Raw genomic sequence first — 24,894 nt, forward strand, 5'->3', positions numbered from 1 at the left:
ACCCGTCATCTGACGGGCACTGAACGCGGCCGATCCGAGCACGATGGCGTTCAGCGCGAACGCCGGGCCACGACAGCGGTTCCGGCACGGTCCGGGCCGCCGAGGGGGCAGCCCGGAATCCCACTCTTCCTGGAGCACCCGTTGACGAGCACCGCCGTCCCCGCCACGCCGTCGGCCGAGCCCGCCGGCGGTCCGCCGGCCGCAGCCGCGCCGGCGCGGTACCCGTTCACGACGTTCGCGATCAGCTTCGGCCTGGTCGGGCTCGCCGGGGTGTGGACGAGGGCGGCGCCGGCACTCGGGTTGCCCCGTGCGGTACCGCAGGCGTTCTGGGCCGTCGCGGCGATCGCCTGGGTCTGGCTGATGATCGCCCACGCGGTGCGGGGCCTGAAGAGCGAACAGCAGCTGCTCGACCACCTGCGCCACCCCGCGCAGGGGCCGATCGCCTCGCTGGCCCCGGTCGTCGCGATGCTGCTGGCGTCCGACCTGTTCACGTGGTCCCCGGTGGCCGGACGGGTCCTGTACCTCCTCGCGCTGGCGACGTCGACGGTCTTCGCCGCCTGGATCCTCGCGTCGTGGTTCGAAGGGCGCCTCGGGCTGGAGGCCGTGCACGCCGGGTACCTGCTGCCGACGGTCGCGCCGGGCCTCATCGGCGCCGACGTCGCCCACGTACTGGGCTACCGCGGGCCGGCGTGGGGCCTGTTCGCCGTCGGCGCGTTCTTCTCGGTGGTGATGACCCCGATCATCGTGCAGCGCCTGAGCTTCCACAGCCCGCTTCCCGAGGCGCTGCGGCCGACCACCGCGATCCTGCTCGCGCCACCGGCGGTTGCGGGGCTGGCGTGGTTCACCTTGCACGGGTTCGCGGTGGACCCGATCGGCCAGGCGATCGCGGGGGTCGGCGTGCTCGTGCTGCTGGTGCAGGCGATGCTCCTGCCGCGCTACCGGAAGCTGCCCTTCTCGCTGGGCTTCTGGTCGTTCACGTTCCCGCTGGCCGCGAGCGTGTCGTTGACGGAGAAGTGGCTCCAGCTCCTGGAGCCGGCGGGCTGGCGGATCTACACCGGAGTCCTGGCCGGCGCGTTCACCGTGTTCATCGGCGTGCTGGCGGCGTTCTCGCTGCGACCCGTCGCCCGGAAGCTCGGTATCTCGGGTCACCGCACCACAATCGCGGCCAACTAGTCAAAAAAATTGACCAACATGTATATTGACGAAGTAACCGAGGAGGAGTTCCCCATGGTTGAGAGCAAGTTCACCGAGCGGCTGACCCGGGACAACGCGGTGGTCGTGCTGGTCGACCACCAGGTCGGGCTGTACAGCGGCGTGCGCGACATCGCGGTGGAGGAGCTGAAGCACAACGTCGTGGGCCTGGCGAAGGCGGCGCAGGTGCTCGGCCTGCCGATCGTGGTCACCACCACCGAGGCGGACGGCATGTGGGGCCCGCTGATCCCCGAGCTGGCCGCGGTCCTGCCCGACGACCTGCCGCTGCTGGACCGCTCGACCGTGAACGCGTGGGACGACGAGCGCGTGCAGGGCGCGATCCGCGCGACCGGCCGCAAGAAGGTGATCTTCGCCGGCGTCTCCACCGAGGTGTGCCTCGCGTTCCCGGCCATCAGCGTCACCGCCGAGGGTTTCGCCGCCTACGCGGCCATCGACGCGTCGGGCACCTTCTCGCGGACGAAGCGCGAAGCGGGCCTGTTGCGGATGCAGCAGGCGGGCGTGATCCCCATCGACTACGCCACCGCCATGGTCGAGGTCCTCGCGGACAACAGCGACCCGCAGGCCGGCTACGTGTACGCGGCGCTGGAGATGCCGTTCGCCGTGCTGGTCGGGCAGATCGCCGCCGGTTACGCCAAGAACTGACCACCAGCAGGGGAGGAGAAACGTCATGACGAGCAAGATCGTGAGGCGTGCCGGGATCCTCGGCGTGGTCGCCGCGGCCGTCGCCGGGGCCGTGGTGGCGGTGTCGAGCGGCAGTGCCGAAGGCACCCAGGCCCAGTTCGGTGCGCCGGCCCAGGCGTTCGGCGTGGAGTACGACGCGTCGCACGTGTACGTGCAGCACGGTCAGCTGCCCGCCTTCATCAAGAGCTGGGAAGCGACCTTCGGCGGCACCGACAACGGCCAGAACGTCTTCGGGATCACCCCGACGCCGAGCAAGGCGCTGGCCTCGATCATCCACTCGCCGGTCGGGCTGCTCGCGGCCTACGACTACCAGACGCCCGTGCCGTTCCCGTTCGGCTCGGAGCAGACCGGCTTCGGCGTGAAGGACCCTGACGAAGCGGTGAAGGTGGCCCACCGCGCGGGCGCGACCGTGCCCGTCTCCGCGTGGACGGGCCCGGTCGGGCGGGAGGCCGTGGTCCGGTTCCCGGGCGGCTTCAGTTCCCAGATCTGGAAGCAGTTCGACATGTCGGGCTTCACCCCGCTGACCACGCAGCCGGAGTTCCGCGTGTACCTGTCCGAGGACACGGTCAACGCGTTCCTCGCCTCCTACCTGCGGTTCACCGGCGGCACCGTGATCTCCGACGTCCGCAACGCCGACGGCGGCGAGATCGGCGCCCCGGGCACCACCTACCACCGCGTCCGGATCAAGACCCCGTTCGGCAACACCGTGGTGCTGGCGAACAACGGCGATTGGAACTACCCCTATGGCCGCGACACCACCGGTTACACCGTCTCCGACGTCAACGCCACGGTCGCGAAGGCCACGGCCAGTGGCGCGACCGTCCTTTCCGGACCGTACCGGAGCAAGGACCGCACCAGTGTCCTGCTGCAGTTCCCCGGCGGCTACGTCGCCGAGGTCCACGACGGTGTCTTCCACTGATTTCCCCGTTCCCGCACCCAGAAAAGGAATCACCACGATGAGCATCGAGATCAAGGCCGGCCGCTACGAGATCGACCCGGTGCACTCCTCGATCGAGTTCTCCACCCGCTTCGTCGCCGCCCGCGTGCGCGGCACGTTCGGCGCCTTCTCCGGGACCGTCGAGGTCGCCGAAGACCTCGCCAAGTCGTCGGTGACCGCGGCCATCGACACCGCGTCGCTGCACACCGGCACCGAGGCGCGCGACGAGCACCTGCGCGCCGCGGACTACTTCGACGTCGCCAACCACCCGGAGGCCACCTTCGCGTCCACCGGCCTGGAGGCCGACGGCGACCGGTACACCCTGCGCGGCGACCTCACGATCCGCGGCACGACGCTGCCGGTCGCGCTCGACCTGTACTTCACCGGCGACGGCGTGGACCACTACGGTAACTTCCGGGTCGGTTTCCGCGCCACCACGCGGGTTTCGCGGTCCGCGTTCGGTGTCGCCGGCAACGTGTCCCAGCCCGGCGGCCCGCTGCTCATGGGCGACGCCACCGAGCTGACGCTGCAGATCCAGGCGACCGCCCCGGCCGGCGAGGAGTCCTGATGCCCACGACCACCTCCGCGATGACCGTCGCCTCGGCGGGGGAGCGGTTCACGCGGCGTTCGCTGGAGCTGGCCGACCCGGCGCCGGACGAGGTGCTGGTGCGGATCGAGGCGGTGGGCATGTGCCACGCCGACCTCGCCGTGCGGGCGGGGGAGTTCCCCTTCCCGCTACCAGGGGTGGCCGGCCACGAGGGAGCCGGGATCGTCGAACAGGTCGGCTCGGGCGTGACCTCGGTGAAGCCGGGCGACCGGGTCATGCTGACCTTCGACTCCTGCGGCCACTGCGAAGGCTGTGTCTCCGGCCTGCCGTCGCAATGCGTGGAGTTCCTCCCGCGCAACTTCACCAACGGCGCCCGGCCCGACGGCAGCCCGAGCCTGCACGACGGCGACGAGGTCGTGCACGGCAACTTCTTCGGCCAGTCCTCGTTCGCCACCCACGCGCTGGCCCGGGTGCGCAACACCGTCCTGGTGCCTCCGGTTGCGGCCGACGTGCCTTCGGCGGTGCTCGCACCGCTGGGCTGCGGCATCCAGACCGGCGCGGGCGCGGTGCTCAACGTGCTGCAGCCGGGCGCCGCGTCCACGGTGGCCGTGTTCGGGGCGGGCGTCGTCGGGCTCTCGGCGGTGATGGCGGCCGCACTGCTGCCGATCGGGCAGCTGATCGTGGTCGACGTGCTGGACTCGCGGCTCGAGCTGGCCCGCGAGCTCGGCGCGACCGCCGTGGTCAACTCCCGCACCGCCGACCCGGTCGAGGCGATCCGGGACCTCACCGGTGGCGGTGCCGGCCACGTCGTCGAGAGCAGCGGCGTGACGGCGGTGCTCGTGCAGGCCATCACGAGCCTGCGCGGTGGCGGCACGGCCGCGGCGGTGGGCGTGCCGCCGTTCGGGGTCACCGCGCCGATCGACGTGGCCGACGTGGTCAACAACAGCAAGCGCGTGATCGGCGTGGTCGAAGGGCAGAGCAACCCGCCCACCTTCCTGCCGGTGCTGGCCACGCTCACCGCCACCGGGCAGCTGCCCGTCGAGCGGCTCGTGACCACGTTCCCGCTGGGCGAGGTCGAACGCGCGGCGCAGGCCATGAAGGACGGCACCGCGACCAAACCCGTGCTGCTGCCGCAGGAGAACGGATGATCTCGCTGAGCGCCGAGCTCGCCAAGGCGCACCACCTGCTGGCGACGATGGGCGAGCACCTGCCCGTCGACGACCGGCCGGACCACGTGCGGCACCGGGACGCCTACCGGCGGTGGAGCGAGCAGTTCCCCGTCCCCGGCGACGCGCTCGTCACCGCGGCCCCGGGCTTCCCGGGGCTCGCGGTGACCACGCCGGCCTCCGTGGCCGGCCGGGCGCTGCTGTACTTCCACGGCGGTGGCTACACCGAAGGTTCGGCGTACAACCACCGGGAAGTGGGTGCCCGGCTGGCCTCCGCCTCGCGGAGCACGGTCTACCTGCCGGACTACCCGCTGGCGCCCGAGCACCCCTTCCCCGCGGCACTCGACGCGGCGGTGGCGGCCTACCGGGCGCTGCTCGACGCGGTGCCCGCGAACCGGATCGCGGTCGGCGGCGACTCCGCCGGCGGCGGGCTGTCGCTGGCGTTGCTGTTGAAGCTCAAGGACCTCGCGTTGCCGTTGCCCGCGGCGGCGGTGCCGGTGTCGCCGTGGACGGATCTGACGGTTTCCGCGCCGTCGTTCGCCGAGCGCGCCGAGCGCGACCCGTTCGTCAGCCGGGAAGCCCTGCGCGGCTTCGCGGCAGGTTACCTGGGCGACCACGACCCGCGGGACCCGTTCGCGTCGCCGCTGTTCGGCGACCTCACCGGGCTGCCGCCGATCCACCTCGAGGTCGGCACCGAAGAGGTCATGATCGACGACTCGCGCCGCTTCCACGAGCGCGCGCTGGCGGCGGGCGTGGCCTCGGCGCTGGTCGAGACCGAGGGCGCCCCGCACATCTGGCAGCACTTCGTTTCGTTCCTCCCCGAGGCGGCGGCGTCGGTCGACCGCATCGGCGCGTTCGTCCGGGAGCACGTGGCATGAGCAAGGACCTGCAGTTCGGTGTCTCGCTGACGCCGATCGACGACGTGGTGGGCAACCGCCAGTTCGCCCGGGCGGCGGAGGCGGGTGGCCTGGACCTGATCGGGATCCAGGACCACCCGTACGTGCCGAGTTACCTCGACACGTTCGTGCTCGCCGGCGACCTGCTGGCGCACACGAGCAGGATCAGCGTGTTCCCGGATGTGGCGAACCTGCCGCTGCGCCCGCCGGCGTTGCTCGCGAAGACGGCGGCGGCGCTGGACCTGGTGTCCGGCGGCCGGTTCGAGCTGGCGCTCGGCGCGGGTGGCTACTGGGACGCGATCACCCGGCTCGGGGTGCCTCGGCGGACTCCCGCCGAGGCCAACGTCGCGCTGGAGGAAGCGATCACGGTGCTGCGCGCGCTGTGGGCCGGCGGCGGCAAGCCGATCCGGTTCGACGGCGAGTACTACTCCGTCGCCGGCGCCCACCCGGGACCGGCGCCGGCGCACCCGATCGAGATCTGGACCGGTTCGCAGGGACCGAAGGCGCTCGCGCTGACGGGCCGGATCGCCGACGGGTGGGCGGCGCCGATCGCCTCCTACCTGCCGTACGAGAAGTGGGCCGGGGCCAACCGCATAATCGACGAAGCGGCCGAAGCCGCGGGCCGGGACCCCTCGGCGGTCCGCCGGATCGCGCAGGTGGTCGGCACGATCACCGCGAACGCCGGGCGGCCGAGCCTCGACGAGGGCGCCGACCCGGTGCGGGGCACGGCGCGGCAGTGGGCGCAGCTGCTGGCCCGTCTCGGCGAGGAACAGCCGTTCACGACGTTCGTGTTCTGGCCGGAGGAGCAGGCGATCGACCAGGTCACCGCCTTCGCCCGGGAAGTGGCACCCGAGGTGCGGCTCCTGCTGGACGCACCACCCGCTTGAGAAACTCTCTCTCCTGAAAGGACAACCGATGGACCACGAAGCGATCATCGCCCAGGCGTGGGACGCGCCGGGCAGCACCACGGCGAAGCTGACGCCGGTGCGGGTCAACGACGTGCTGCGCGAGCGCTACGAGGTGACCCCGCCGTTCCAGTACACCCGCACCGATCTGTGGGACATGGAAAAGCGCAAGGCGGCGGCGCCGGACGTGTACATCCCGACCGTCGTCAAGGCCGGCAGCGCCGAGAAGTTCCCGAGTGTGGTCAACGGGCAGTTCGAGGACTTCACCCGCGTGTCGGAGCAGCGACGCTGGGCCGACCCCGACAACTACGACCTGATCATCGAGCACGTCCGCCTCGACCACGAGAACCAGCGGGCGTTTTTCGTCGGCGCGGAGCGCTTCGAGGCGCCCGACGGCCGGGTGTTCACCGCCGGCACGGGGCAGCCGATCTTCCACGTCGAGCACTCCGTCGGCGGCACGGAGGAGGACCCGCTCAACATGTGGCGCATCGTCTTCCTGACCGAGCAGGAGCAGCCGGAGCTGGCTGCGGCCTTCACCATGTACGAGAACGACCCGTACCTGCGCGTGTTCATCGAGGTGCACCTCGAGAAGCAGCTGGGGCGCAAGCTCGTCCGCCGCTGAGTCCTGTTCGGACACCGGTCACGCGCCTCGGGGTCGCGTGACCGGCGTCCGTGCGTTCAGCGGTCGCGGCGCGGGTCGAAGAGCTTGCGGGAGTCGATGAACCACAACGGGATCAGCGTCGCCAGCGGCAGGATGGTCAGCTGCCACAACGCGGCGCCGTGCCAGCCCAGCGAGCCGACGAGCGAGGCGAAGATGAGCCCGGAGAACGCGGCCGCCACGTAGTAGAACGAGACGAACATCCCGGCGGCGCGGCCGACGTAGTGCGGGCGCACCGCGCGCTGCATGGTGGCGTTGAGCGTGGTGAACAGCGAGCCCGCCACGAACACGGCCAGGACGAAGGACCACGTGTACTGCCAGGCGTGGCTCGCGGAACCGTTGAAGACCAGCCATGCGCTCACGGCCACGCCCGCGTAGGTGATGAGCAGGATCGTGCGCGGGTTGAACCGGTCGGCGAGCCAGCCGGTGAGGATCGACGTCGCGGCGCCGGCGCCGACCACGCTCGTGGCGAGCGCGGCCTCCGACGCGGTGTAGTGCAGCTGCTGGCGCAGGTACGTCGGGTACAGGCCGAGGTAGCCGTAGAACACGAGCCCACCGGCGATGCACGCCAGGCACAGCATCGCGGTGTTGCGGTTGAAGGGCGAGCTCGGCACGTGGTCGGTCGGGATCTCGGCGCCGCGCACGACACCGGCGTCGAGGTCGGTCACGCCGCGCCGGACGAGCAGTCCGATGAGGACGGTCAGGACCAGGCCCGCGATGCCGTAGAACAGGAACGGCGTGTGCCAGCCGCCGAAGTCCTGCGCGATCGCGGTGCCGACCAGCGGGCCGAGGAACACCCCGGTGCCGAACACCGCCCCCAGCACGCCGAAGGCGAAGGACCGGCGCAGCACGAAGAACGAGCCGACCACCGCGTACAGCGCGGTCGCCTGCATGCCCTCGCCGGCGCCGGAGATCAGCCGGTAGACGGCCATGTCGGCGAAACCGGATGCGAGCGGCGTGGCGAGCGTGCCGGCGGAGTAGAAGAAGACGCTGATCACGAGCACCGTCTTGCGAGGCAGCTTCTCGACGAGGTACCCGGCCGGCAGGCCCGCCAGGGCGATGCCGAGGGTGAAGCCGGTCGCGAGGAGCCCGCCCTGCGAAAGGCTGAAACCGTGCTCGGCGCTGATATCCGGGAGCAGCGGGTAGAACACCTGCCGGTCCATGGCGTTGATCAGGTAGGAGAGGACGAGCAGCGTCCAGCCGGTGATCGACACGACGAGCGGAACCCGGCGTGCCGTCGGGACCTGGGGCGCGGTGGTTCTCTGAGAGCTGTTCATGGGGAGCCTTCCCGGGCGCCGGAGACGAGCGTCACAGCTGCGATCGATTGCAGTAATGTAGGCGGCGGGCGGCCCGAGGTCAATGCTGATCAGTGGCCTGATGCGGAAAGTGTGCAGCTAGAGCGGCGCGAGGGATGGGTTTTCAGGATTGCAACGCGATGACAAACGATCGCAGCAAGCGTCAGGCTTCGGGGAGGAGTGACGAGTCGACCAAGCCGCTGCGCAGCGCTTCCTCCGCGGTGACCGGCGTCGCGGCGCGGGAGTGCCGGTTGCGCAGGTACACGACGGTGTCGAGCTCCGCGTGCTTCAGGCGGGCGTCGGGGACCAGGCCGATCGCGGGATCGGTGAGGATCGCCAGGTGACGCTCGGCGCTCGGGCCCATCAGCCCGAGGCGCTCGGTCACCGCGGTCAATGCGATCTCCCGGTGCCGGCCCGTGGCCAGCTGCCGGGCCACGGCGGAGGTGACCGTGAGCAGGGCGGCCAGCGCGTCGGCGTGTGTGGCGATCCCGTCGGCGGTGGCGCACAGAACGGTCCCGGCGTACGGGCCGATCTCGGTGACCGACGCGACCCTCCGGGCGCCCTGGGCTTCGGCGACGAGGTCGTTGCCGGCGTTGAGCACCGTGGTGTCCACGGTGCCCTCGACCAGGGCCCGCGCGCGTTTCGGGGTGGAGCCGAGGCTGACGACCTCGTAGTCGGTGTCGCGGACCAGGCCGGCGCGGGCGAGGAGCTCGAACGCGATGAAGGCGAAGCCTGACCCGGGCACGTCGACGCCGAGCCGCCCGCCGCGTGCGGGTCCGGCGACGCCGGGCGCGGTGAACAGGCCCAGTCCCAGGCCGCGGTCGACCGCGCCGAGGATCCGCACGTCGCCGGTCCGGCCCAGCGGGTTGCCGGGGACGCAGCGGTAGGCCAGCACGTTGTCCGGGTTGGTGAACGCGGCGTCGAGGCGGCCCTCGAAGAGGTCCTCGAACTGGTGGGCCGACGTTTTCGCCGGCACCTCCGTGACCTCGAGCCGGGCCTCGACGAGTGCGCCGGTCGCGGCGGCGACCGACAGGAGGACCGAGGGGCTGAACGTGCCCAGCTTGATCGAACGCACGCCGGTGCCGCCTTTCCTGATCTCACAGCCGTTTCGGGTGAACCGGCTGCGGACGTTCGCAACTCGGCTTTCGGCTCGGTACTTGACGGATCCTAGCTGGCACCGCATGATGATTGCAAACGATTGCAACAACAACGGTGACACTCGGAGGTACTGACCATGGTGACCCTCACCGACCGACCCACGATCGGCTGGATCGGTGCCGGCCGCATGGGTGCGGCGCTCGTGCGCCGGCTGCTCGCGGCCGGCTACGACGTCGCCGTCTACAACCGCACCCGCGCCAAGGCCGAAGAGCTCGTCGCCGCAGGCGCGACCGTCGCCCAGCGGCCGGTGGACCTCGCCGGGCGGGACGTGGTGTTCACCATGGTCTCGGCCTCGGCCGACCTGCAGCACGTGACGTCGGGCGAGGGCGGCCTGTTCACGGACCCGGCGAAGGCGCCGAAGGTCGTGATCGACTCGTCCACGGTCTCGGCCGAGGCCTCGGCCACCGTGCGTGTGGAGGCGGCCAAGCGCGGCACCGAACTGCTGGCGGCGCCCGTGAGCGGCAACCCGAAGGTCGTGAGCTCGGGCAAGCTGACGCTCGCCGTCTCGGGTCCGCGCGCGGTGTTCGACGAGGTGCGCCCGATGCTCGACACCCTCGGCCGCGGCGTGACCTACGTCGGCGAGGACGAGGTGGCGCGCCTGGTGAAGATCTGCCACAACGTCTTCCTCGGCGTGGTGATCCAGTCGCTCGCCGAGATCACGGTGCTGGCGGAGAAGGGCGGCGTGACGCGCGAGGCGTTCATGACCTTCCTCAACGACTCCGTGATGGGTTCGGTCTTCTCCCGCTACAAGACGCCGGCCCTGGTGAACCTGGACTTCACGCCGACGTTCACGATGCCGTTGCTGCGCAAGGACTTCGACCTCGGCCTGGCGGCCGCACGCGAGCTGGACGCGCCGATGCCGGTGGCCTCGGCGACCGCGCAGATCGTGGCCGACGCGATCGGCGCCGGCCTGGTGGAGCAGGACTTCGCCGTGCTGATCGAGGAGCAGGCCCGCCGGTCGGGCATCACGCTGGTGTCCGAGAACGCCGAGGTTTCGGACGGTCTGGAGCCCACCGATGTTTGACGGACGGCCGATCCCGGCGCCGGGTCACAACGCCGTCGACTTCGAGGAGCGCGTGGATTTCGCGCGGCTGCGCGACTACCGCCTCGCGCGGGCGCGGGCTTCGCTCGACGCGGGTGAGTGCGGCGCGTTCCTGCTGTTCGACTTCTACAACATCCGCTACACCACGCAGACGTGGATCGGCGGCGCGCTCGGCGACAAGATGACCCGCTACGCGCTGCTCACGCGCGACGGCGAGCCGATGCTGTGGGACTTCGGTTCCGCCGCGAAGCACCACCAGCTGTACTCGCCGTGGCTCGAGCCGGAGAACTGCCGAGCCGGCATGCTCGGCCTGCGGGGCGCGATCTCACCCGAAGCAGGCTTGATGCGCGACGCCGTGACGCAGATCAAGGATCTGCTCACGCAGGCCGGCGTCGCGGATTCGCCGGTGGGCGTGGACATCGTGGAGCCGCCGTTCCTGTTCGAGATGCAGCGCCAAGGGCTGACGGTGGTCGACGCGCAGCAGGCGATGCTCGACGCGCGGGAGATCAAGTCGTCCGACGAGATCACGTTGCTCTCGCAGGCCGCGGCGATGGTCGACGGCGTGTACCAGGACATCGTCGAGGCGCTCAAGCCCGGCGTGCGCGAGAACGAGATCGTCGCGCTGGCCAACAAACGGCTGTACGAAATGGGTTCCGACCAGGTCGAGGCGATCAACGCCGTGTCGGGGGAGCGGTGCAACCCGCACCCGCACAACTTCTCCGACCGGCTCATCCGGCCCGGGGACCAGGCGTTCTTCGACATCATCCAGTCCTACAACGGCTATCGCACGTGTTACTACCGCACGTTCAGCGTCGGCAGTGCCACCGATGTGCAGCGCGGTGCGTACCGGCAGGCGCGCGAGTGGATGGACGCGGCGATCGAAGCGGTGAAGCCGGGGATCGGGACCGACGACGTCGCCCGGGTCTGGCCGGCCGCCACGGACTTCGGCTTCGCGAACGAGATGGCGGCGTTCGGCCTGCAGTTCGGCCACGGGCTCGGGCTGGGCCTGCACGAGCGGCCGATCATCTCGCGGCTCAACAGCCTCGGCAACCCCGTCGAGATCCGCCCGGGCATGGTGTTCGCGCTCGAGACGTACTGCCCGGCCACCGACGGCTTCTCCGCCGCGCGCATCGAAGAGGAAGTCGTGGTCACCGAGACCGGCGTCGAGGTGCTGACGAAGTTCCCGGCGCAGGACCTGTTCGTCGCCAACCCGTACTGAGGAGTCACACCGTGAAGGTCCCCGAAGAGTTGTTCATCGGCGGTGAGTGGCGGCCCTCGTCCGACGGGTCCCGCATCACCGTGGTCGACCCGGCCACGGCCGAGCCGATCACCACCGTCGCCAACGGCAGCGTCGAGGACGGCCTGGCCGCCGTCGACGCCGCCGCGGCCGCCCTGCCCACGTGGGGCGCGACCGCGCCCCGGGCCCGTGCCGACGTGCTGCACCGCGCGTTCACGCTCATGCACGAGCGGGCCGAGGAACTCGCCGAGCTGATCGTGCGCGAGAACGGCAAGGCGCTGCCCGACGCGCGCGGCGAGGTGAACTACGCCGCCGAGTTCTTCCGCTGGTACGCCGAGGAAACCGTGCGGGTGGCGGGCACCGTGCAGACCGCGCCGGGCGGCGCCAACCGCATTCTCGTGCTGCGGCAGCCGATCGGCGTGAGCGTGTTGGTGACGCCGTGGAACTTCCCCGCCGCGATGGCCACGCGCAAGATCGCGCCCGCGCTCGGCGCCGGCTGCACGGTGATCCTCAAGCCGGCGTCGGAGACGCCGCTCACCGCGCTCGCGATCGCCGCGATCCTCGAAGAGGCCGGCGCGCCCGCGGGCACGGTGAACGTGGTCCCGTCCACGCGGTCCGGCAAGGTCGTGGGTGCGATGGTCCACGACCCGCGCGTGCGGAAGCTGTCGTTCACGGGCTCGACGGAGGTCGGTCGCGCGCTGCTGCACGTGGCGGCGGACACCGTGGTCAGCACGTCGATGGAGCTGGGCGGCAACGCGCCGTTCCTGGTCTTCGACGACGCCGACCTCGACGCGGCGGTGGACGGCGCGATGGTCGCCAAGATGCGCAACGGCGGCCAGGCCTGCACGGCGGCCAACCGGTTCTTCGTGCAGCGCGGCGTGGCGGCCGAGTTCGGCCGGCGGCTGGCCGAGCGGATGGGCGCGCTGCGGGTCGGCCCCGGCACCGACGCCGGGATCGAGCTCGGCCCGCTCGTCAACGAGGCCGCCGTGGACAAGGTGACCGAGCTGGTCGACGGGACCGTCGACGCCGGCGCTCGCGTGCTGGTCGGCGGGAAACGCCCGGAGGGCACCGGGTTCTACTACCCGGCGACCGTCCTGGCCGACGTCCCGGCGGGCGCGCCCGTGCTCGCGGAGGAGATCTTCGGCCCGGTGGCGCCGATCGTCACGTTCGAGACCGAGGACGAGGTCGTCCGGCTGGCCAACGACACCGAGCACGGCCTGGTGTCCTACGTGTACACCGGCGACCTCGCGCGCGGCCTGCGGCTTTCGGAGGCGCTGGAGTCGGGCATGGTCGGGCTCAACCGTGGTCTGGTCTCCGAGCCGGCCGCCCCGTTCGGCGGTGTGAAGCAGAGCGGGCTCGGCCGCGAGGGCGGGCACGAGGGGCTGCTGGAGTACACGGAGTCCAAGTACGTCGCCGTCTCTTGGTGACGTCCGGTCACTCTATGCTGGCACGATGAACAGGCCGCCGACGATCAAGGACGTCGCCGAGCGGGCGGGGGTGCACGCCGCGACCGCGAGCCGGGCGCTCAACCCCGCCACGCGCGGGATGGTCAACGCGCGGACGGCGAGCCGGGTCGCCGAGGCCGCCCGGGCCCTGGGCTACGCGCCCAACTCCGCCGCGCGCAGCCTGCGCACGCGCACGTCTTCGGTCGCCGGGGTCATCATCCCGGACCTGCGCAACCCGGTGTTCCCGCCGATCGTCCGCGGTATCGAGGACGGTCTGCGGGACGCCGGGTACATGGCGCTGGTCGGCAACACCGACGGCGACCCGGACCGCGAGAACGAGCTGGTCACCGCCATGCGCGGGCGCCAGATCGACGGCTTCATCCTGGCCACCAGCCGCCGTTCCGACGAGCTGGCGTCCTCGGTGCCCACCGTGCTCGTCAACCGCCGCACCGACACCGGCGGCATCCCGTCGGTCACCGCCGACAACGCCGCGGGCATCCACCTGCTCGTGCGCCACCTCACCGCCCTCGGCCACACGCGCATCGGCCACGTCGCCGGCCCACGCGACCTCTCGACGGGCTGGGAGCGTTACCGCGGCTACCTCGACGCCACCACGTCCCTGGGCCTCGAAGCGGCCACCGGCGCGGTCGAGTTCGCCGACGCGTTCACCGAAACCGCGGGCCACGCCGCGACCCTGCGCCTGCTCGCCGCGCACCCCACGCTGACCGCGGTGCTCGCCGGCAACGACCTCATCGCCCTCGGCTGCTACTCCGCCCTGGCCGAGCTCGGCCGCACCGTCCCCGGCGACATCTCCGTGACGGGCTTCAACGACATGCCCTTCGTCGATCGCCAGCGCCCCTCGCTGACCACCGTGCGCATCCCGCACTACGACATCGGCCGCGAAGCCGCCCGCCTCCTGCTCGAACGCATCGCTTCCCCGACGGCACCCGCTAAGCGCGTCGTCCTGCCGGTCGACCTGATCCTGCGCGACTCGACGGCCGCGGCGAAGCTCTAACGCCCGTTTCCGCTGCAGCGCAAAGAAAGCCCGGCAGCGCGGCGATCACCGCGGCGGCGCCGGTCACCGCCGGCCGGCGGAACGCGTCGGCGCCCCTCGGGCGCACGGGTGCGCCCGAGGGGCAAGCGGTGGAGCGGGCTGAGTTGTGAGAAATCCCTGGTCCGGCAACGAGAAACCGTTGCCGGACCAGGGTTTTCCGCGTCGCGGAGGCTCAGTCCTCCGGCAGCAAGCCCGCTCGCCGTCCCAGGGCGCGGGCGCGGTCGCCCGCGCGGCGCATCAGGTCCGTCACGTGCAGCTCGTCCACCCGGGTGAAGCGGCCGTTGTCCAGCAGCTGCTCGCCGTTCACGAAGACGTGCTTCGCGTCCGTGCCCCGGGCCGCGTGGACGAAGGTCGTCAGGGGGTGGTGCACCGGGCCCGCGTGCAGGGTGTCGAGGTCGAAGACCGCGATGTCCGCCGCGTAGCCCGGTCGCAGGGAACCGAGGTACTTGTCGGCGCGGACGGCGTACGCGCTGTCTTCGGTGGCCATCGTCACGAGCTTGCCGAGGTCGATCGAGCCGGGGTGTTCGTGGAGCTGGTTCTGCAGCAGGCGCGTCCACTTCATCTGCTCGACCATGTCGTTGGTGAGGTCGACCATGGGGCCGTCGGTGCCGAGGGCGACGCGGATCTCGTTGTCCAGCATGTGTTTCACCGGCGTGATGCCGGCGCCGCGGGCGGCTTCGGAGCTCGGGGTGTGCGCGACGGTGCTGCGCGAGGCCGCGATGAGGTCGAGGTCGTTGCCGCGCGGGTGGATGGTGTGCGCGAGGATCCAGCGGTCGTCGAGGACGCCGAGGCGGTGCAGGAACTGCACGTCGGTGCGGCCGGTTTCCAGCACCCACTTGAGGTAACCCTCGTCGCGCGACATGGTTCCGCCCGCGATGTGCGAGGTGACGAACGTGTCCTTCTCCACGGCGAGCTCGTGGCCGCCCAGCACCATCTCCTCGGAGCTCGTGCCGAGCGCGACCCAGTGCGCCGTCGCCTCGAGCACGAAGCCGACGCGGATCCGGCCCTCGGCGGCGCCGTCCCACTTCTCGAACGACTCGCGCGCGCCCGCGTAGTCGTCGCGTGCGTCGTGCGGGCGGATGACCTTCGCGAAGAACTGGCGGACGCCGGTGTCGGCCACCGGGCCCAGGATCGCCTCCTCGTCGGCGATCGTCGTCTCGTTCACCAGGTGGTTGACGGAGCTGGTGGTCCCGCCGCGCAGCATGTCGAGCGCGGCGAGCTCACTGGCCACCCGCAGGTCGTCCACGTCGAGGTTGTCCTTGAGCGGCACGAGGCAGCCGGTGATCCACTGCTCCAGCAGCACGTCGCAGCCGAGCCCCTTGCCGTAGAGGTACCAGTCGTGCTGGTGGGCGTTGACCAACCCCGGCAGCACGATCGAACCCGTCGTGTCCACGACACGGTCCACGCCCTCCCGGCTCACCGACCCCACCGGTCCGAGCTCGGCGATGGTCGTCCCGTCGATCAGGAGCTCTCCTCCGCCGAGAAGTTCCGGGCGACCCGGCGCGACGAGCGCGCCTCCGCTGAGCAAAGTCCTCATCCGACTGCCTCCTGCCGAACTGTGCCTCTTTGCAAGACCTGCAAGACCGGCCCTGATGGCCGCAAACGATTGCATTATCGTAAGAGCTGAGTAGTCTGTGGTCAATGGCAGCTTCGGCGGTCATCCACCGCAAACGTTCACAGTCCACCGAAGGGATCTCACGATGTCCGACGCCCTGGAACCCGTCCTTCCGGCCGACGGCCGTGGCCCGCTGCCGCGCGCCCGCTGGGGCTCGTTCATCGGCGGCAGCTGGGTGACACCCGAAGACGCGCCGGCCTTCGCCGTTCTCGAGCCGGCCACCGGGGGCCACCTCGCCGACGTGGTGGAAGCGAGCGACGACGTCGTCGACCAGGCCGTCCGCGACGCGCGCCGGGCGTACGAAGGGGAGTGGGGCCGCCTCACGCCGCGCGAGCGCAGCGGGCTGCTGCGCAAGGTCGCGGCCGTGATCCGGGAGCACGCCGAGGAGCTGGCCGAGCTCGAGGCGCGTGAGGTCGGCAAACCGCTGCGTGACGCGCGGCGGTTCGACGTGGCGTTCAGCTCCGCCGGATTCGACTACTTCAGCGGTCTCGCCGAGACGCTCCACGGCGAGGTGCTCGACCAGGGCCCGATCGAGGCTCGCGTGCACTACGAGCCCTACGGCGTCGTGGCCGCGATCCTGCCGTTCAACTGGCCGCCGATGCACTTCACGAAGAAGACCGCGCCGGCGCTGGCCGCGGGCAACACCGTGGTCATCAAACCGGGGGAGCAGGCGCCGCTGGCCGTGCTGCGGCTCGTGGAGCTGGTGAACCAGGTCCTGCCGCCGGGTGTCGTGAACGCCGTGTCCGGCCTGTCGGCCGGCCCCGCGCTCGCCGGGCACCCCACCGTCGAGCGGATCACGTTCACCGGCGCCACCAGGACCGGCCAGGCCGTGCTGCGCACCGCCGCGGAGAACCTCACCTTCGCCACGATGGAGCTCGGCGGCAAGAACGCGCTGATCGTGCTCGACGACGCCGACCTGGACGTCGCCGTCAACGTCGCGATCGAGGGCATGTTCTACAACCAGGGCGAGGCCTGCACGTCGACCGCGCGGATCCTCGTGCACCGGTCGCTGCACGACGAGTTCGTGGAGCGCTTCGTGGCCGCCACCGAGAAGCTGCAGGTCGGCGACGGGCTCGACGCGGCCACCGACATCGGCGCCATGGTCGACGCACGCCAGCAGCAGAAGGTGCTCGGCTACGTCGACACCGCCGTGGCCGAAGGCGCGAAGATCGTCTTCCAGGCCGAGCTGCCGGACGACGCCCGCCTGGCCGGTGGCTTCTGGGTCCCGCCGACCGTGCTCACCGGCGTGCAGCCCGACCACACGGTGGCGCAGGAGGAGATCTTCGGCCCGGTCGCGTCGATTCTGGTCTACGACACCGACGAAGAAGCCGTGCGCATCGCCAACGGCACCGCGTACGGGCTCACGGCCGCGCTCATCACGCGCGATCACTTCCGCGCCTCGAACCTGGCGCGCGACCTGCAGGCCGGCATGGTCTTCGTGAACAACTACGTCCGCCGCTCCTTCCTCGGCTCGCCGTTCGGCGGCGTGAAGGGAAGCGGGTTCGGCCGGGAGAACGCCGCCGAGACCCTGCACGAGTTCGTGCGGGCCAAGAACGTGCGGTTCCCGTCGGGCCGCGGGCCGATTCCCGTGTGGCCGCCGGTCGACTGACGCCGATCGGTTCCGAGCGTAACCGCGGGACGTGATCGACAGGGAGGTTCGGTGCCGCCACCCGCGCCGGACCTCCCTGATCCGATCGCGGCGGAAAACGAGCCACCACCGAATGGCGTCGCGGGCCGGATCTCGGCATGATCATTGACGGTAATGTCTATTGACTTGATGGGAGCGCTTTGCGCGACGACCTGCTGTTCGGCGTTGCGCTGACGCCCACCGCCGACCTGGCGGCCGGCCGCGCCTTCGCCACGGCCGCGGACGACGGCGGCCTCGACCTCCTCGGCATCCAGGACGCGCCGTTCGCGCCGGACCGGCCGGACACGTTCGTGCTGGCCGGAGATCTGCTGGCGCACACGGACAAGATCAGCGTGTTCCCGGACGTCGCGAGCCTGCCGCTGAGGCCACCGGCACTGCTGGCGAAGACCGCGGCCGCGCTGGACATCGTGTCCGGCGGCCGGTTCGAGCTGGCCCTCGGCGCGGGTGGCTACTGGGACGCGATCACGCAGCTCGGGGTGCCGCGTCGCAGCGCGCGCGAGTCGAACGTCGCGCTGGAGGAAGCGGTCACCATCCTCCGGGCGCTGTGGGCGGACGGCGGTCCGCCGGTGCGGGTCCAGGGCGAGTTCTACTCCGTCTCGGGCGTGCACCCGGGTCCGGCGCCGGTGCACCCCGTCGAGATCTGGGTCGGCGCACAGGGACCGAAGTCCCTCGCGCTGACCGGCCGGATCGCCGACGGATGGGCGGCTCCGATTGCCTCCTACCTGCCGTACGAGAAGTGGGCCGAGGCCAACCGCCTCATCGACGACGCCGCCGTGGCCGCGGGCCGCAAGCCACAGGCCGTGCGCCGGATCGCCCAAATCGTCGGCACGGTCACCGAAACACCCGGCCGGCCGCGGCTGGCGCAGGGTGCCGACCCCGTGCGGGGCACCGCGGCGGAATGGGCGGAGCTGCTGGCGAAACTCGGCGGCGAGCTGCCGTACACCGGGTTCGTCTTCATGCCCGAGGACAATTCCGCTGCTCAGGTAGCCGCATTCGCGCGTGACGTGGTGCCGGAAGCCCGGCGGCTGCTCGCGCGGTGACGTCCGACGAGACGTCCACTGCGACGTCCACAATGGAATTCCCGGGCCGGACAACGAGTGGACAGAAAAGGCCACACATCCGATGTCTGCTTGACCCGGCCCGCTCGTTCGCTCAGTGTGGTGGCGACAACTGCACGAGCGTCCGGAAGGCGATGAAGCATGACCGACGCGGGTTCTCTGTCCAGGCGTGGGTTTCTGGTCGGCACAGGTGGGGTGGCCGCCGCCGCGGCCCTGCCCCGCACCGCGGTGGCAGCCACCGCCCGGCCGCAACCGGTGGACTCCGTCGATCCGATCATCGGATCTGTCACCACCGCGGCCGACACGGCGTGCGGCAAGACGTTCCCCGGCGCGGTCGCGCCGTTCGGCCTGGTCCAGCTGAGCCCGGACACGGTCTCCGGCGGTGACAACGGCAGCGGCTACTCGGCCGAGATGACCACGATCGAGGGCTTCAGCTTCCTGCACATGTCGGGCGTCGGCTGCTACGGCGACCTCGGCAACCTCCAGGTGCTCCCGCAGACCGGCCCGCTCGTGACCGGGCGCGACGAGGCGAAGAGCCCGTACCGCAAGGAAACCGAGACCGCCCGCGCCGGCTACTACGCCGTGGAGCTCGACCGCTACCGCGTGCGCGCCGAGCTCACCGCCACCGAGCGGGCGGGGCTGCTGCGTTTCACCTTCCACGACGCGGGCACCGGCCGCGTCAAGGTCGACCTCACCCGCCGCATCGGGCCGGACGGCTCGCACTCGATCGCGCAGCACGTGCGCCAGGTCGACGCCACCACCGTCGAAGGCTGGATCCGCTGCGACCACACGGGCGGCGGCTGGGGCTGCGGCGCGCAGAGCCCGGTCTATACCGTGTACTTCACAATGGAGTTCCACCAGCCGATCGCCGTGTTCGGCACGTGGGACGGCACCGACGTCCGCACCGACCTCGCACAGCGCGACGGCACCCAGCTCGGCTTCTTCGCCGAGTTCCCCGTCCGCGCCGGTCAGCAGGTGCCGGTGCGCGCGGGCGTGTCGTTCGTCGACCTCGACGGCTCCCGCCGCAACCTGCGCCACGATCTGCCGAGCTGGAGCTTCGACGCCGTGGCCGCCGGGGCCCGCCGCACGTGGGCGGACGCGCTGGGCAAGGTCGCCGTCGAGGGCGGCACGGCCGAGCAGCGCAAGATCTTCGAAACCGCGCTGTACCACTCGATGATCGACCCGCGGCTGTTCGGCGACGTCGACGGCCGCCACCGCGTGGGCGACGCCGCGCCGGTGCGCGACGGCGTCACGCACCGCACGCTGTTCAGCGGCTGGGACGTGTTCCGCGCGCAGTTCCCGCTACTCACGATCATCGACCCGGACGTGGTGCAGGAGACGATCACTTCGCTGGTCTCGCTCACCGACGCCGGCCTCGTGCGCGGGCTCGCCCGCTGGGAGCTGCTGGGCAAGGACACTGACACGATGATCGGCGACGCCGCGATCAACGTCATCGCCGAGGCGTACCTCAAGGGCCTGCGTGGGTTCGACGCCGAAAAGGCCTACCGCTTCTGCCGCGAGGTCGCGATGGGCCCGGCGGAACGCTCCAACCGCACCGATTTCGCGAACTGGACCTCGCTCGGTTACTGCGTCACCTACAGCCTCTCGTCGACGCTCGAAAACGCGTACACCGACTACGCTCTCGCGCGGTTCGCCGAAGCGTTGGGCAAGAAGGAGGACGCGAAGCGCCTCTACGCGACTTCGCAGAACTACCGGAACCTCTTCAACGCCGACGCCGGCTGGTTCCGCGGCCGCAACGCCGACGGCAGCTGGATGGGCGACGGCGACGGCTGCATCGAGAGCAACCCGGAGCAGCAGGGCTGGTTCGTGCCGCACGACGTCGGCGGCCTGGTGAAGCTCGCGGGCGGGCGCGCGGCGTTCGTCGACCGGCTCAACGGCATCTTCGAGCAGACGCCGCCGGACGTGATGATGAAGTGGAACGAGTTCTACAACCACAGCAACGAGCCCGTGCAGCAGATGCCGTTCATGTTCACCTACGCGGGTGCGCCGTGGCTGACCCAGAAGTGGTCCCGGTACGTCTGCGAAAACGCCTACCGCACGGGTCCCACGGGCCTCGCGGGCAACGACGACGCCGGCCAGATGTCGGCCTGGTACGTCCTCGCCGCGGCGGGCTTCTACCCCGTTTCCCCCGCGAGCGGCGTGTACATCCTCGGCAGCCCCGTCTTCGACCGCACGCGTTTCACGACGGGCCACGGCCGGACGTTCACCGTGCGCGCGATCGGCAACTCGCCGGCCAACGTCTACATCACGTCGGCGACGCTGAACGGAAAACCGTTGCACCGCGCCTGGATCACGCACGACGAGGTCGTGCGCGGCGGCGAACTGGTGCTCCACATGAGCGCGACGCCTGACCAGGCCTGGGGCTTGGGCGCGTTGCCGCCGTCGCTCACGCCGGCGTGATGGTTGCCGTGCGGTCCACGGTCAAGTGATCGCCGGTTGGGCGGGCGAGGGCCGCTGAGGTCCTCGCCCGTATTTTACCGCGCTTCCAGCGTTTCCACGACGCGGTCGGTGGCCTCCTCGCCGTGGACGTGCACGAGTGACACGTAGAACAGCACCGGCGCCGCGGGCGCCCACGAGTCGCGGCGGTCGGGGCGCAGCAGGTACTCGATCGTCGCTTGTGGCTCGAACTCCACGTAGTCGAACCCGCGGTGCTCCCAGGCGTCCTGGACGCCGCGGCCGAGGTTGTTCTCGAACTGCCGGCGGGTCATCGTGCGGAGGTTCGCCAGGAACAGGCAGCACCACTGGGAGTTCACCGTGACGACGGCGAACGCGAGGAGCTTGAGGTCGTAGTGATCGGGCCTGAGCCGCAGCTCCTCCTTCAGCCCGCGTTCGGCGGCGCGGAACAGGTTGGGTGGCCCGTGTTTCCCGTCGAGTTCCCGCTGCAGCCCCTCGTTGGCCGAGGAGTTCCACTCGCCTTTCCCCACCCCCACCCGCCCGCTGCGCCGCGCGACGACAAGCCACCTGTCGGCGGTGACGACGGCGATGTTGAGGCCGAAGCTGGAGCGCATGAAGTCGGGGGTGTCCTGGGGGTCGCGGCCGTCGAGGTAGAGGCTGCGGAGGGTGTCGCCGCCGGGGAGGAGTTCGTCGAGTTGTTGGCTGGCCAGGAAAGTGAGGTAGTCGGAGTGGACGAAGTGGATCGTGACCTCGGGTAGTTCCTCGGGGCCGCGGCGGTTGACCACGAAGTCGTGAACCGCGTAGCGCGACAGCAATGCGTGGTGCTCCAGGCCCCTTTTGCGGCGGTACTTTTGCTCCTCGCGCAGCTTTTCCCTGAGATTTGCCACTACCGGAGGAAGAGAAACCGCCCGCGGCGTGACGAGAACGTGCACGTCACTTTCGGCGATCTCCCGTTCCCCGTTGCCTTCCAGCAGCTGAACACTCGTGCTGAGCGGCCCGATCGAGAACCCGGGGAACACCGCCTTCGCGGGCCTTCGCCGCCGGGCGTGGTGGTAACTCTCCCGCCACCGCAGTACGTGCCGTTCGAGCGCATCCGCCGGCGGCTGTGTCTTCCTGAGCAACGCCCGGATGACGTCGAAGAGCAACTCCTCGTTGTACCGCTTGGGCTCCTCCCGGAAGATCTCCCGCGCGGTCCCGTACGCGCATCTGACGGCTTCGGGCGGCACCCCGCGCGCTGTTCTCTCCCTTTCGACCAGCGCCGGCAACGCGCGCAGCCGCACGCCGGACCACTCCCGCAAAGCCCGCAACCGCACCGCGAACTCGGGCAGCGACCCGGGCTTCCCCGGCGCGGGCGGCTCCCCGAACGGCGCAGTCGTCACGGACGTCCCCTCCCCACTCCGGGCTTGTGCCATGATGCCCGACACCCCGGCCCGCCGGAGCCCACAGTGACCGGAGCTGATCGGAGTTGGTCGGAAATTTTGCGACCCCGGTGTGCCGCCCTGCATCCTGACGAGGCAAGCCGGACGGGCCCGGCGCCCGGAGAACCTCCGACGCGCCGGCCGGCCCTCCCGGCCGTCAACCCAAGACGACCCTTTTTCGCACCAACACGCGAATCCCGATCGGGGTGACCCATGACCGCCCTCACGCCCACCCACGTCCTCGTCGCCGTCACGCTTCTGCTCGCACTCTCGTGGGCCTGGTCGTCCGGCGCCCGCCGCGCCAGGGCCGCCGCCGAGGCCTCCCGGGCCCGCACCCGCCTGGTCTCGCTGACCGGCCGCGTCCTGCTCAACGCGGGCCTGCTCGTCACGGTCCAGTGGGCCGTCATCGCGAACTCCACCAGCACCTGGCTCCTGCTCGCCGTCCTCGGCCTGCCCGCCCTCTTCGCCGCCTACGCCCTCACCCGCGCCACCACGTTGGCCACCCCCGCCCCACCCACCCGCGACGACCACTGACCGCCCGGCGCCTCGACGGTGCGAAAGAAGGCGCGAAAGAATCAGCCTTTTCGCGACGAGCCGCTTCAGGCGTGGTGCAGATGATCGACGTGACCACGGCCGAGGCGGCCGGCGAGCGGTTCCACGGCAGTGCCGTCGCGCGGTTCGCGTTCGGGCTGCTGGTGATCGCCGCGCCGGACGGCCAGGACGATCACGACGGCTGGAACGCCGCGACGGAGATCGTCCACGCCGGGCGCGACTTCCTGTACGTGGGCGTGCGTCAAGCGGCGAGCGGACCGGTCTGGGTCATCTGTGTCGAGGAGCCGTTCGAGGTCGACGGGCTCGGGCTCCTGCACCGCGGCGAACTGGAGCTCTCCCGGCGGTCGCTGGAGATCTCCGAGCCGAACGGGCAGCTTCGGCTGGAGCTGCCGGTGGAGCGAGTGCTGAACCGGGTGTCGGTGTACGGGGACGATGGCGAAGAGCCGGCCCGGATCCTCGTGGTGCTGGGGGATCCGAGCGAGCCGCTCGGGTGAACCGAGCGGCGAGCACCCGCCCGGCGTAACGATGTCCCGCCGTCGTCGATGAGGAGGCGACGACGTTTTCCCGGGGGGCACGCAAGTGGAAGAGGAAGACCTGCTCGACTCGCACCCGGACCTGGTGGATCCGGAGTGGCGCAGACGGGCGGAGGCCGGCGCGCGGGCGGGGGCGCGGAAGGATCGCCGGCGGGGGCGCACGCGGCGCGCGCCGCTGCGGCGGACGCGGGGGCGGTGGTGGGGCGCGACCCTCGTGCTCCTCGTGCTCGGGGTGACGGCGGCGGCGATCGTGCTGGTGGGAAGTCAGCCGAAAGCCGAGTCGGCCGCGCCCAACCCCACGGCGGTGCCGGTGGTCGCGCCCGTCGATCTGGCGCGGCCGTACGACCGGACGCCCGCCCAGAACTGGAGCAAGGGATTCGACGGGATCGCCACGGCGGCGGCCGAACCCGGAGCCGTCGCGGAGGCCTACGCGCAGGTCAAGCGCGCGATCTTCGCCGCACGGCTCGAACCCGCCGTGGTGACGGGGCACGACCCCCGGGCGTTCCTCGCGCAGCTGGCGCCGGACGCGCGGCCGTGGATCGCGTCGAACGTGGCGGAGCACGGCAAGGGCCTGCTGCCCTACGTGACCGAGATCGCCGACGGCTACCGCCTGCTCGACGCGGGCCCGCGGATCTTCGGCACCCTGACCGCGCACCCCGGGGCGAAGCCGGGGGAGCTGGCCGTGGACGCGAAGTACGTGGTCGCCTACGCGTTCGACGATCCGCACCCCGCAGATCTGACCGGCCCGGCGGAGATCGTCAGCTTCGTGCGCGTGGACGAGAACTACGTGGTCCGCAGCGGCACCGGCTTCAGCAAGACCAGTCAGGGCCTCTGGATCGACGGCGAGCACAGCGGGTTCTCCTCCGTCGGCTGCGCCGCCGCGAAGACGGGTTTCCTGGCGCCCGGCTACGCCAACCCGCCCGTCGGCCCGGCGCCCACGGGCGGGCGCGACGCGCCTGGTTACTACGACCCGAAGTACCCGGTGCCGACCCTCGACGGCTGCCGGGACTGACGCGGACGCGTCACCGCGGCCGCACGCACGAGTGCGACCCGGCGGTCGCGATGATGTCGTCGAGCTTGTCACGCGCGTTCGCCAGTTCGCGCGACTGCCGGTCGAGGCGGTCGCGCTCCGCGGTGAGCAGGGAGAGCGCCTCGGGGGTCGCCCGGCCCTCGCGCACGGACGGCATGAGCGCGAGGATCGACTTGCTCGACAGCCCCGCCGCGTAGAACTGCTGAATCAGCCAGACCTGGTCCACGGCGGCGTCCGGGTAGTGCCGCTGCCCGCCCGAGCTGCGTGACGGCACGAGCAGCTCCTGCTCCTCGTAGTACCGCAACGCCCGGACACTCACACCCGCCTTCCCGGCGAGCTCCCCGATGCGCATCGGACCTCCGTGACCCGTCCCACAAACCGTGGAACCTCAC

General features: G+C 71.0%; 23 protein-coding genes. 18 read left to right on the plus strand and 5 right to left on the minus strand.

Annotated features, from left to right (window positions below):
* Positions 1-141 precede the first annotated feature (141 nt).
* The 8 genes from ACQPXB_RS19270 to ACQPXB_RS19305 are packed head-to-tail and all read left to right on the plus strand — an operon-like array spanning position 142 to position 6,966.
* The gene (locus ACQPXB_RS19270; RefSeq protein ID WP_432854044.1) at positions 142-1,173 is read left to right on the plus strand and encodes a hypothetical protein; all 1,032 of its coding nucleotides are present in this window, start codon (positions 142-144) and stop codon (positions 1,171-1,173) included.
* A 54-nt stretch (positions 1,174-1,227) separates the two neighbouring features.
* A complete protein-coding gene (locus ACQPXB_RS19275) occupies positions 1,228-1,854 on the plus strand; it encodes an isochorismatase family protein (protein WP_386955386.1) in 627 nt (208 codons plus the stop codon).
* 25 nt (positions 1,855-1,879) lie between these two features.
* Positions 1,880-2,812 (plus strand): hypothetical protein, encoded by a 933-nt coding sequence (locus ACQPXB_RS19280; RefSeq protein WP_432854047.1) that lies wholly within the window; start codon positions 1,880-1,882, stop codon positions 2,810-2,812.
* Between the two features lie 37 nt (positions 2,813-2,849).
* A complete protein-coding gene (locus tag ACQPXB_RS19285) occupies positions 2,850-3,398 on the plus strand; it encodes a YceI family protein (protein ID WP_366578562.1) in 549 nt (182 codons plus the stop codon).
* Positions 3,398-4,525, plus strand: coding sequence for an NAD(P)-dependent alcohol dehydrogenase (locus tag ACQPXB_RS19290; RefSeq protein ID WP_432854050.1), 1,128 nt, complete (start codon positions 3,398-3,400; stop codon positions 4,523-4,525). The genes ACQPXB_RS19285 and ACQPXB_RS19290 overlap by 1 nt, the downstream gene beginning before the upstream one ends.
* Complete coding sequence (locus ACQPXB_RS19295) at positions 4,522-5,421, plus strand: alpha/beta hydrolase fold domain-containing protein (protein WP_432854053.1); 900 nt, start codon at positions 4,522-4,524, stop codon at positions 5,419-5,421. The genes ACQPXB_RS19290 and ACQPXB_RS19295 overlap by 4 nt, the downstream gene beginning before the upstream one ends.
* Positions 5,418-6,326: an LLM class flavin-dependent oxidoreductase gene (locus ACQPXB_RS19300; protein WP_386955380.1), complete on the plus strand. Its 909-nt coding sequence runs from the start codon at positions 5,418-5,420 to the stop codon at positions 6,324-6,326. The genes ACQPXB_RS19295 and ACQPXB_RS19300 overlap by 4 nt, the downstream gene beginning before the upstream one ends.
* A 28-nt stretch (positions 6,327-6,354) precedes the next feature.
* Positions 6,355-6,966 carry a hypothetical protein gene (locus tag ACQPXB_RS19305; RefSeq protein WP_366578569.1) on the plus strand — a complete coding sequence of 204 codons (612 nt, stop codon included), beginning with the start codon at positions 6,355-6,357 and terminating at the stop codon, positions 6,964-6,966.
* 56 nt (positions 6,967-7,022) lie between these two features.
* Here the strand turns inward: ACQPXB_RS19305 and ACQPXB_RS19310 are convergent, their stop codons facing one another.
* Together ACQPXB_RS19310 and ACQPXB_RS19315 are read right to left on the minus strand one after the other, a co-directional pair.
* Positions 7,023-8,279: an MFS transporter gene (locus tag ACQPXB_RS19310; protein ID WP_432854058.1), complete on the minus strand. Its 1,257-nt coding sequence runs from the start codon at positions 8,277-8,279 to the stop codon at positions 7,023-7,025.
* A 181-nt stretch (positions 8,280-8,460) separates the two neighbouring features.
* Entirely contained in the window at positions 8,461-9,372 is a 912-nt protein-coding gene (locus ACQPXB_RS19315; protein WP_432854061.1) for an ABC transporter substrate-binding protein, read from the minus strand.
* A gap of 159 nt (positions 9,373-9,531) precedes the next feature.
* Between ACQPXB_RS19315 and ACQPXB_RS19320 the strand changes: the two genes are divergently transcribed.
* From ACQPXB_RS19320 to ACQPXB_RS19335, 4 genes are read left to right on the plus strand one after another with little or no spacing between them, the layout of a single operon-like run.
* Complete coding sequence (locus ACQPXB_RS19320; RefSeq protein WP_432854064.1) at positions 9,532-10,479, plus strand: NAD(P)-dependent oxidoreductase; 948 nt, start codon at positions 9,532-9,534, stop codon at positions 10,477-10,479.
* Complete coding sequence (locus tag ACQPXB_RS19325; RefSeq protein ID WP_366578577.1) at positions 10,472-11,716, plus strand: M24 family metallopeptidase; 1,245 nt, start codon at positions 10,472-10,474, stop codon at positions 11,714-11,716. Before ACQPXB_RS19320 ends, ACQPXB_RS19325 begins: the two co-directional genes overlap by 8 nt.
* Positions 11,717-11,727: 11 nt before the next feature.
* Entirely contained in the window at positions 11,728-13,161 is a 1,434-nt protein-coding gene (locus ACQPXB_RS19330; RefSeq protein WP_432854069.1) for an NAD-dependent succinate-semialdehyde dehydrogenase, read from the plus strand.
* Positions 13,162-13,186: 25 nt separating this feature from the next.
* The gene (locus ACQPXB_RS19335) at positions 13,187-14,194 is read left to right on the plus strand and encodes a LacI family DNA-binding transcriptional regulator (protein WP_432854072.1); all 1,008 of its coding nucleotides are present in this window, start codon (positions 13,187-13,189) and stop codon (positions 14,192-14,194) included.
* A gap of 211 nt (positions 14,195-14,405) precedes the next feature.
* Here ACQPXB_RS19335 and ACQPXB_RS19340 read toward each other — a convergent pair whose 3' ends face one another.
* The gene (locus ACQPXB_RS19340) at positions 14,406-15,770 is read right to left on the minus strand and encodes an amidohydrolase family protein (protein ID WP_432854075.1); all 1,365 of its coding nucleotides are present in this window, start codon (positions 15,768-15,770) and stop codon (positions 14,406-14,408) included.
* 163 nt (positions 15,771-15,933) lie between these two features.
* Between ACQPXB_RS19340 and ACQPXB_RS19345 the strand changes: the two genes are divergently transcribed.
* The 3 genes from ACQPXB_RS19345 to ACQPXB_RS19355 all read left to right on the plus strand — a co-directional run bounded on the left by ACQPXB_RS19345 (position 15,934) and on the right by ACQPXB_RS19355 (position 20,975).
* Entirely contained in the window at positions 15,934-17,457 is a 1,524-nt protein-coding gene (locus ACQPXB_RS19345) for an aldehyde dehydrogenase family protein (protein WP_432854078.1), read from the plus strand.
* Between the two features lie 179 nt (positions 17,458-17,636).
* On the plus strand, positions 17,637-18,536 hold the full coding sequence (locus ACQPXB_RS19350) for an LLM class flavin-dependent oxidoreductase (RefSeq protein ID WP_432854081.1): 900 nt from the start codon (positions 17,637-17,639) through the stop codon (positions 18,534-18,536).
* Positions 18,537-18,749: 213 nt separating this feature from the next.
* Positions 18,750-20,975, plus strand: coding sequence for a GH92 family glycosyl hydrolase (locus ACQPXB_RS19355; protein ID WP_432854084.1), 2,226 nt, complete (start codon positions 18,750-18,752; stop codon positions 20,973-20,975).
* Between the two features lie 74 nt (positions 20,976-21,049).
* Here ACQPXB_RS19355 and ACQPXB_RS19360 read toward each other — a convergent pair whose 3' ends face one another.
* Positions 21,050-22,348, minus strand: coding sequence for a hypothetical protein (locus ACQPXB_RS19360; protein WP_432854087.1), 1,299 nt, complete (start codon positions 22,346-22,348; stop codon positions 21,050-21,052).
* Between the two features lie 252 nt (positions 22,349-22,600).
* Between ACQPXB_RS19360 and ACQPXB_RS19365 the strand changes: the two genes are divergently transcribed.
* The 3 genes from ACQPXB_RS19365 to ACQPXB_RS19375 all read left to right on the plus strand — a co-directional run bounded on the left by ACQPXB_RS19365 (position 22,601) and on the right by ACQPXB_RS19375 (position 24,484).
* Complete coding sequence (locus ACQPXB_RS19365) at positions 22,601-22,921, plus strand: hypothetical protein (RefSeq protein ID WP_366578591.1); 321 nt, start codon at positions 22,601-22,603, stop codon at positions 22,919-22,921.
* A 71-nt stretch (positions 22,922-22,992) separates the two neighbouring features.
* Entirely contained in the window at positions 22,993-23,433 is a 441-nt protein-coding gene (locus ACQPXB_RS19370) for a hypothetical protein (RefSeq protein ID WP_432854090.1), read from the plus strand.
* An 85-nt stretch (positions 23,434-23,518) separates the two neighbouring features.
* Positions 23,519-24,484 (plus strand): hypothetical protein, encoded by a 966-nt coding sequence (locus ACQPXB_RS19375; RefSeq protein ID WP_432854093.1) that lies wholly within the window; start codon positions 23,519-23,521, stop codon positions 24,482-24,484.
* Between the two features lie 10 nt (positions 24,485-24,494).
* Here the strand turns inward: ACQPXB_RS19375 and ACQPXB_RS19380 are convergent, their stop codons facing one another.
* Positions 24,495-24,854: a MerR family transcriptional regulator gene (locus tag ACQPXB_RS19380; protein ID WP_432854096.1), complete on the minus strand. Its 360-nt coding sequence runs from the start codon at positions 24,852-24,854 to the stop codon at positions 24,495-24,497.
* Positions 24,855-24,894: the final 40 nt, after the last annotated feature.

This window comes from Amycolatopsis sp. CA-161197 (assembly GCF_050942255.1).
Classification (GTDB): Bacteria; Actinomycetota; Actinomycetes; order Mycobacteriales; family Pseudonocardiaceae; genus Amycolatopsis.

Bases quoted from the DNA above. Each gene is read 5' to 3' on its own strand.
- ACQPXB_RS19275 (WP_386955386.1), top strand. From the start codon at position 1,228: ATGGTTGAGAGCAAGTTCACCGAGCGGCTGACCCGGGACAACGCGGTG.
- ACQPXB_RS19280 (WP_432854047.1), top strand. From the start codon at position 1,880: ATGACGAGCAAGATCGTGAGGCGTGCCGGGATCCTCGGCGTGGTCGCC.
- ACQPXB_RS19285 (WP_366578562.1), top strand. From the start codon at position 2,850: ATGAGCATCGAGATCAAGGCCGGCCGCTACGAGATCGACCCGGTGCAC.
- ACQPXB_RS19290 (WP_432854050.1), top strand. From the start codon at position 3,398: ATGCCCACGACCACCTCCGCGATGACCGTCGCCTCGGCGGGGGAGCGG.
- ACQPXB_RS19295 (WP_432854053.1), top strand. From the start codon at position 4,522: ATGATCTCGCTGAGCGCCGAGCTCGCCAAGGCGCACCACCTGCTGGCG.
- ACQPXB_RS19300 (WP_386955380.1), top strand. From the start codon at position 5,418: ATGAGCAAGGACCTGCAGTTCGGTGTCTCGCTGACGCCGATCGACGAC.
- ACQPXB_RS19305 (WP_366578569.1), top strand. From the start codon at position 6,355: ATGGACCACGAAGCGATCATCGCCCAGGCGTGGGACGCGCCGGGCAGC.
- ACQPXB_RS19310 (WP_432854058.1), bottom strand. From the start codon at position 8,279: ATGAACAGCTCTCAGAGAACCACCGCGCCCCAGGTCCCGACGGCACGC.
- ACQPXB_RS19320 (WP_432854064.1), top strand. From the start codon at position 9,532: ATGGTGACCCTCACCGACCGACCCACGATCGGCTGGATCGGTGCCGGC.
- ACQPXB_RS19325 (WP_366578577.1), top strand. From the start codon at position 10,472: ATGTTTGACGGACGGCCGATCCCGGCGCCGGGTCACAACGCCGTCGAC.
- ACQPXB_RS19335 (WP_432854072.1), top strand. From the start codon at position 13,187: ATGAACAGGCCGCCGACGATCAAGGACGTCGCCGAGCGGGCGGGGGTG.
- ACQPXB_RS19340 (WP_432854075.1), bottom strand. From the start codon at position 15,770: ATGAGGACTTTGCTCAGCGGAGGCGCGCTCGTCGCGCCGGGTCGCCCG.
- ACQPXB_RS19345 (WP_432854078.1), top strand. From the start codon at position 15,934: ATGTCCGACGCCCTGGAACCCGTCCTTCCGGCCGACGGCCGTGGCCCG.
- ACQPXB_RS19365 (WP_366578591.1), top strand. From the start codon at position 22,601: ATGACCGCCCTCACGCCCACCCACGTCCTCGTCGCCGTCACGCTTCTG.
- ACQPXB_RS19380 (WP_432854096.1), bottom strand. From the start codon at position 24,854: ATGCGCATCGGGGAGCTCGCCGGGAAGGCGGGTGTGAGTGTCCGGGCG.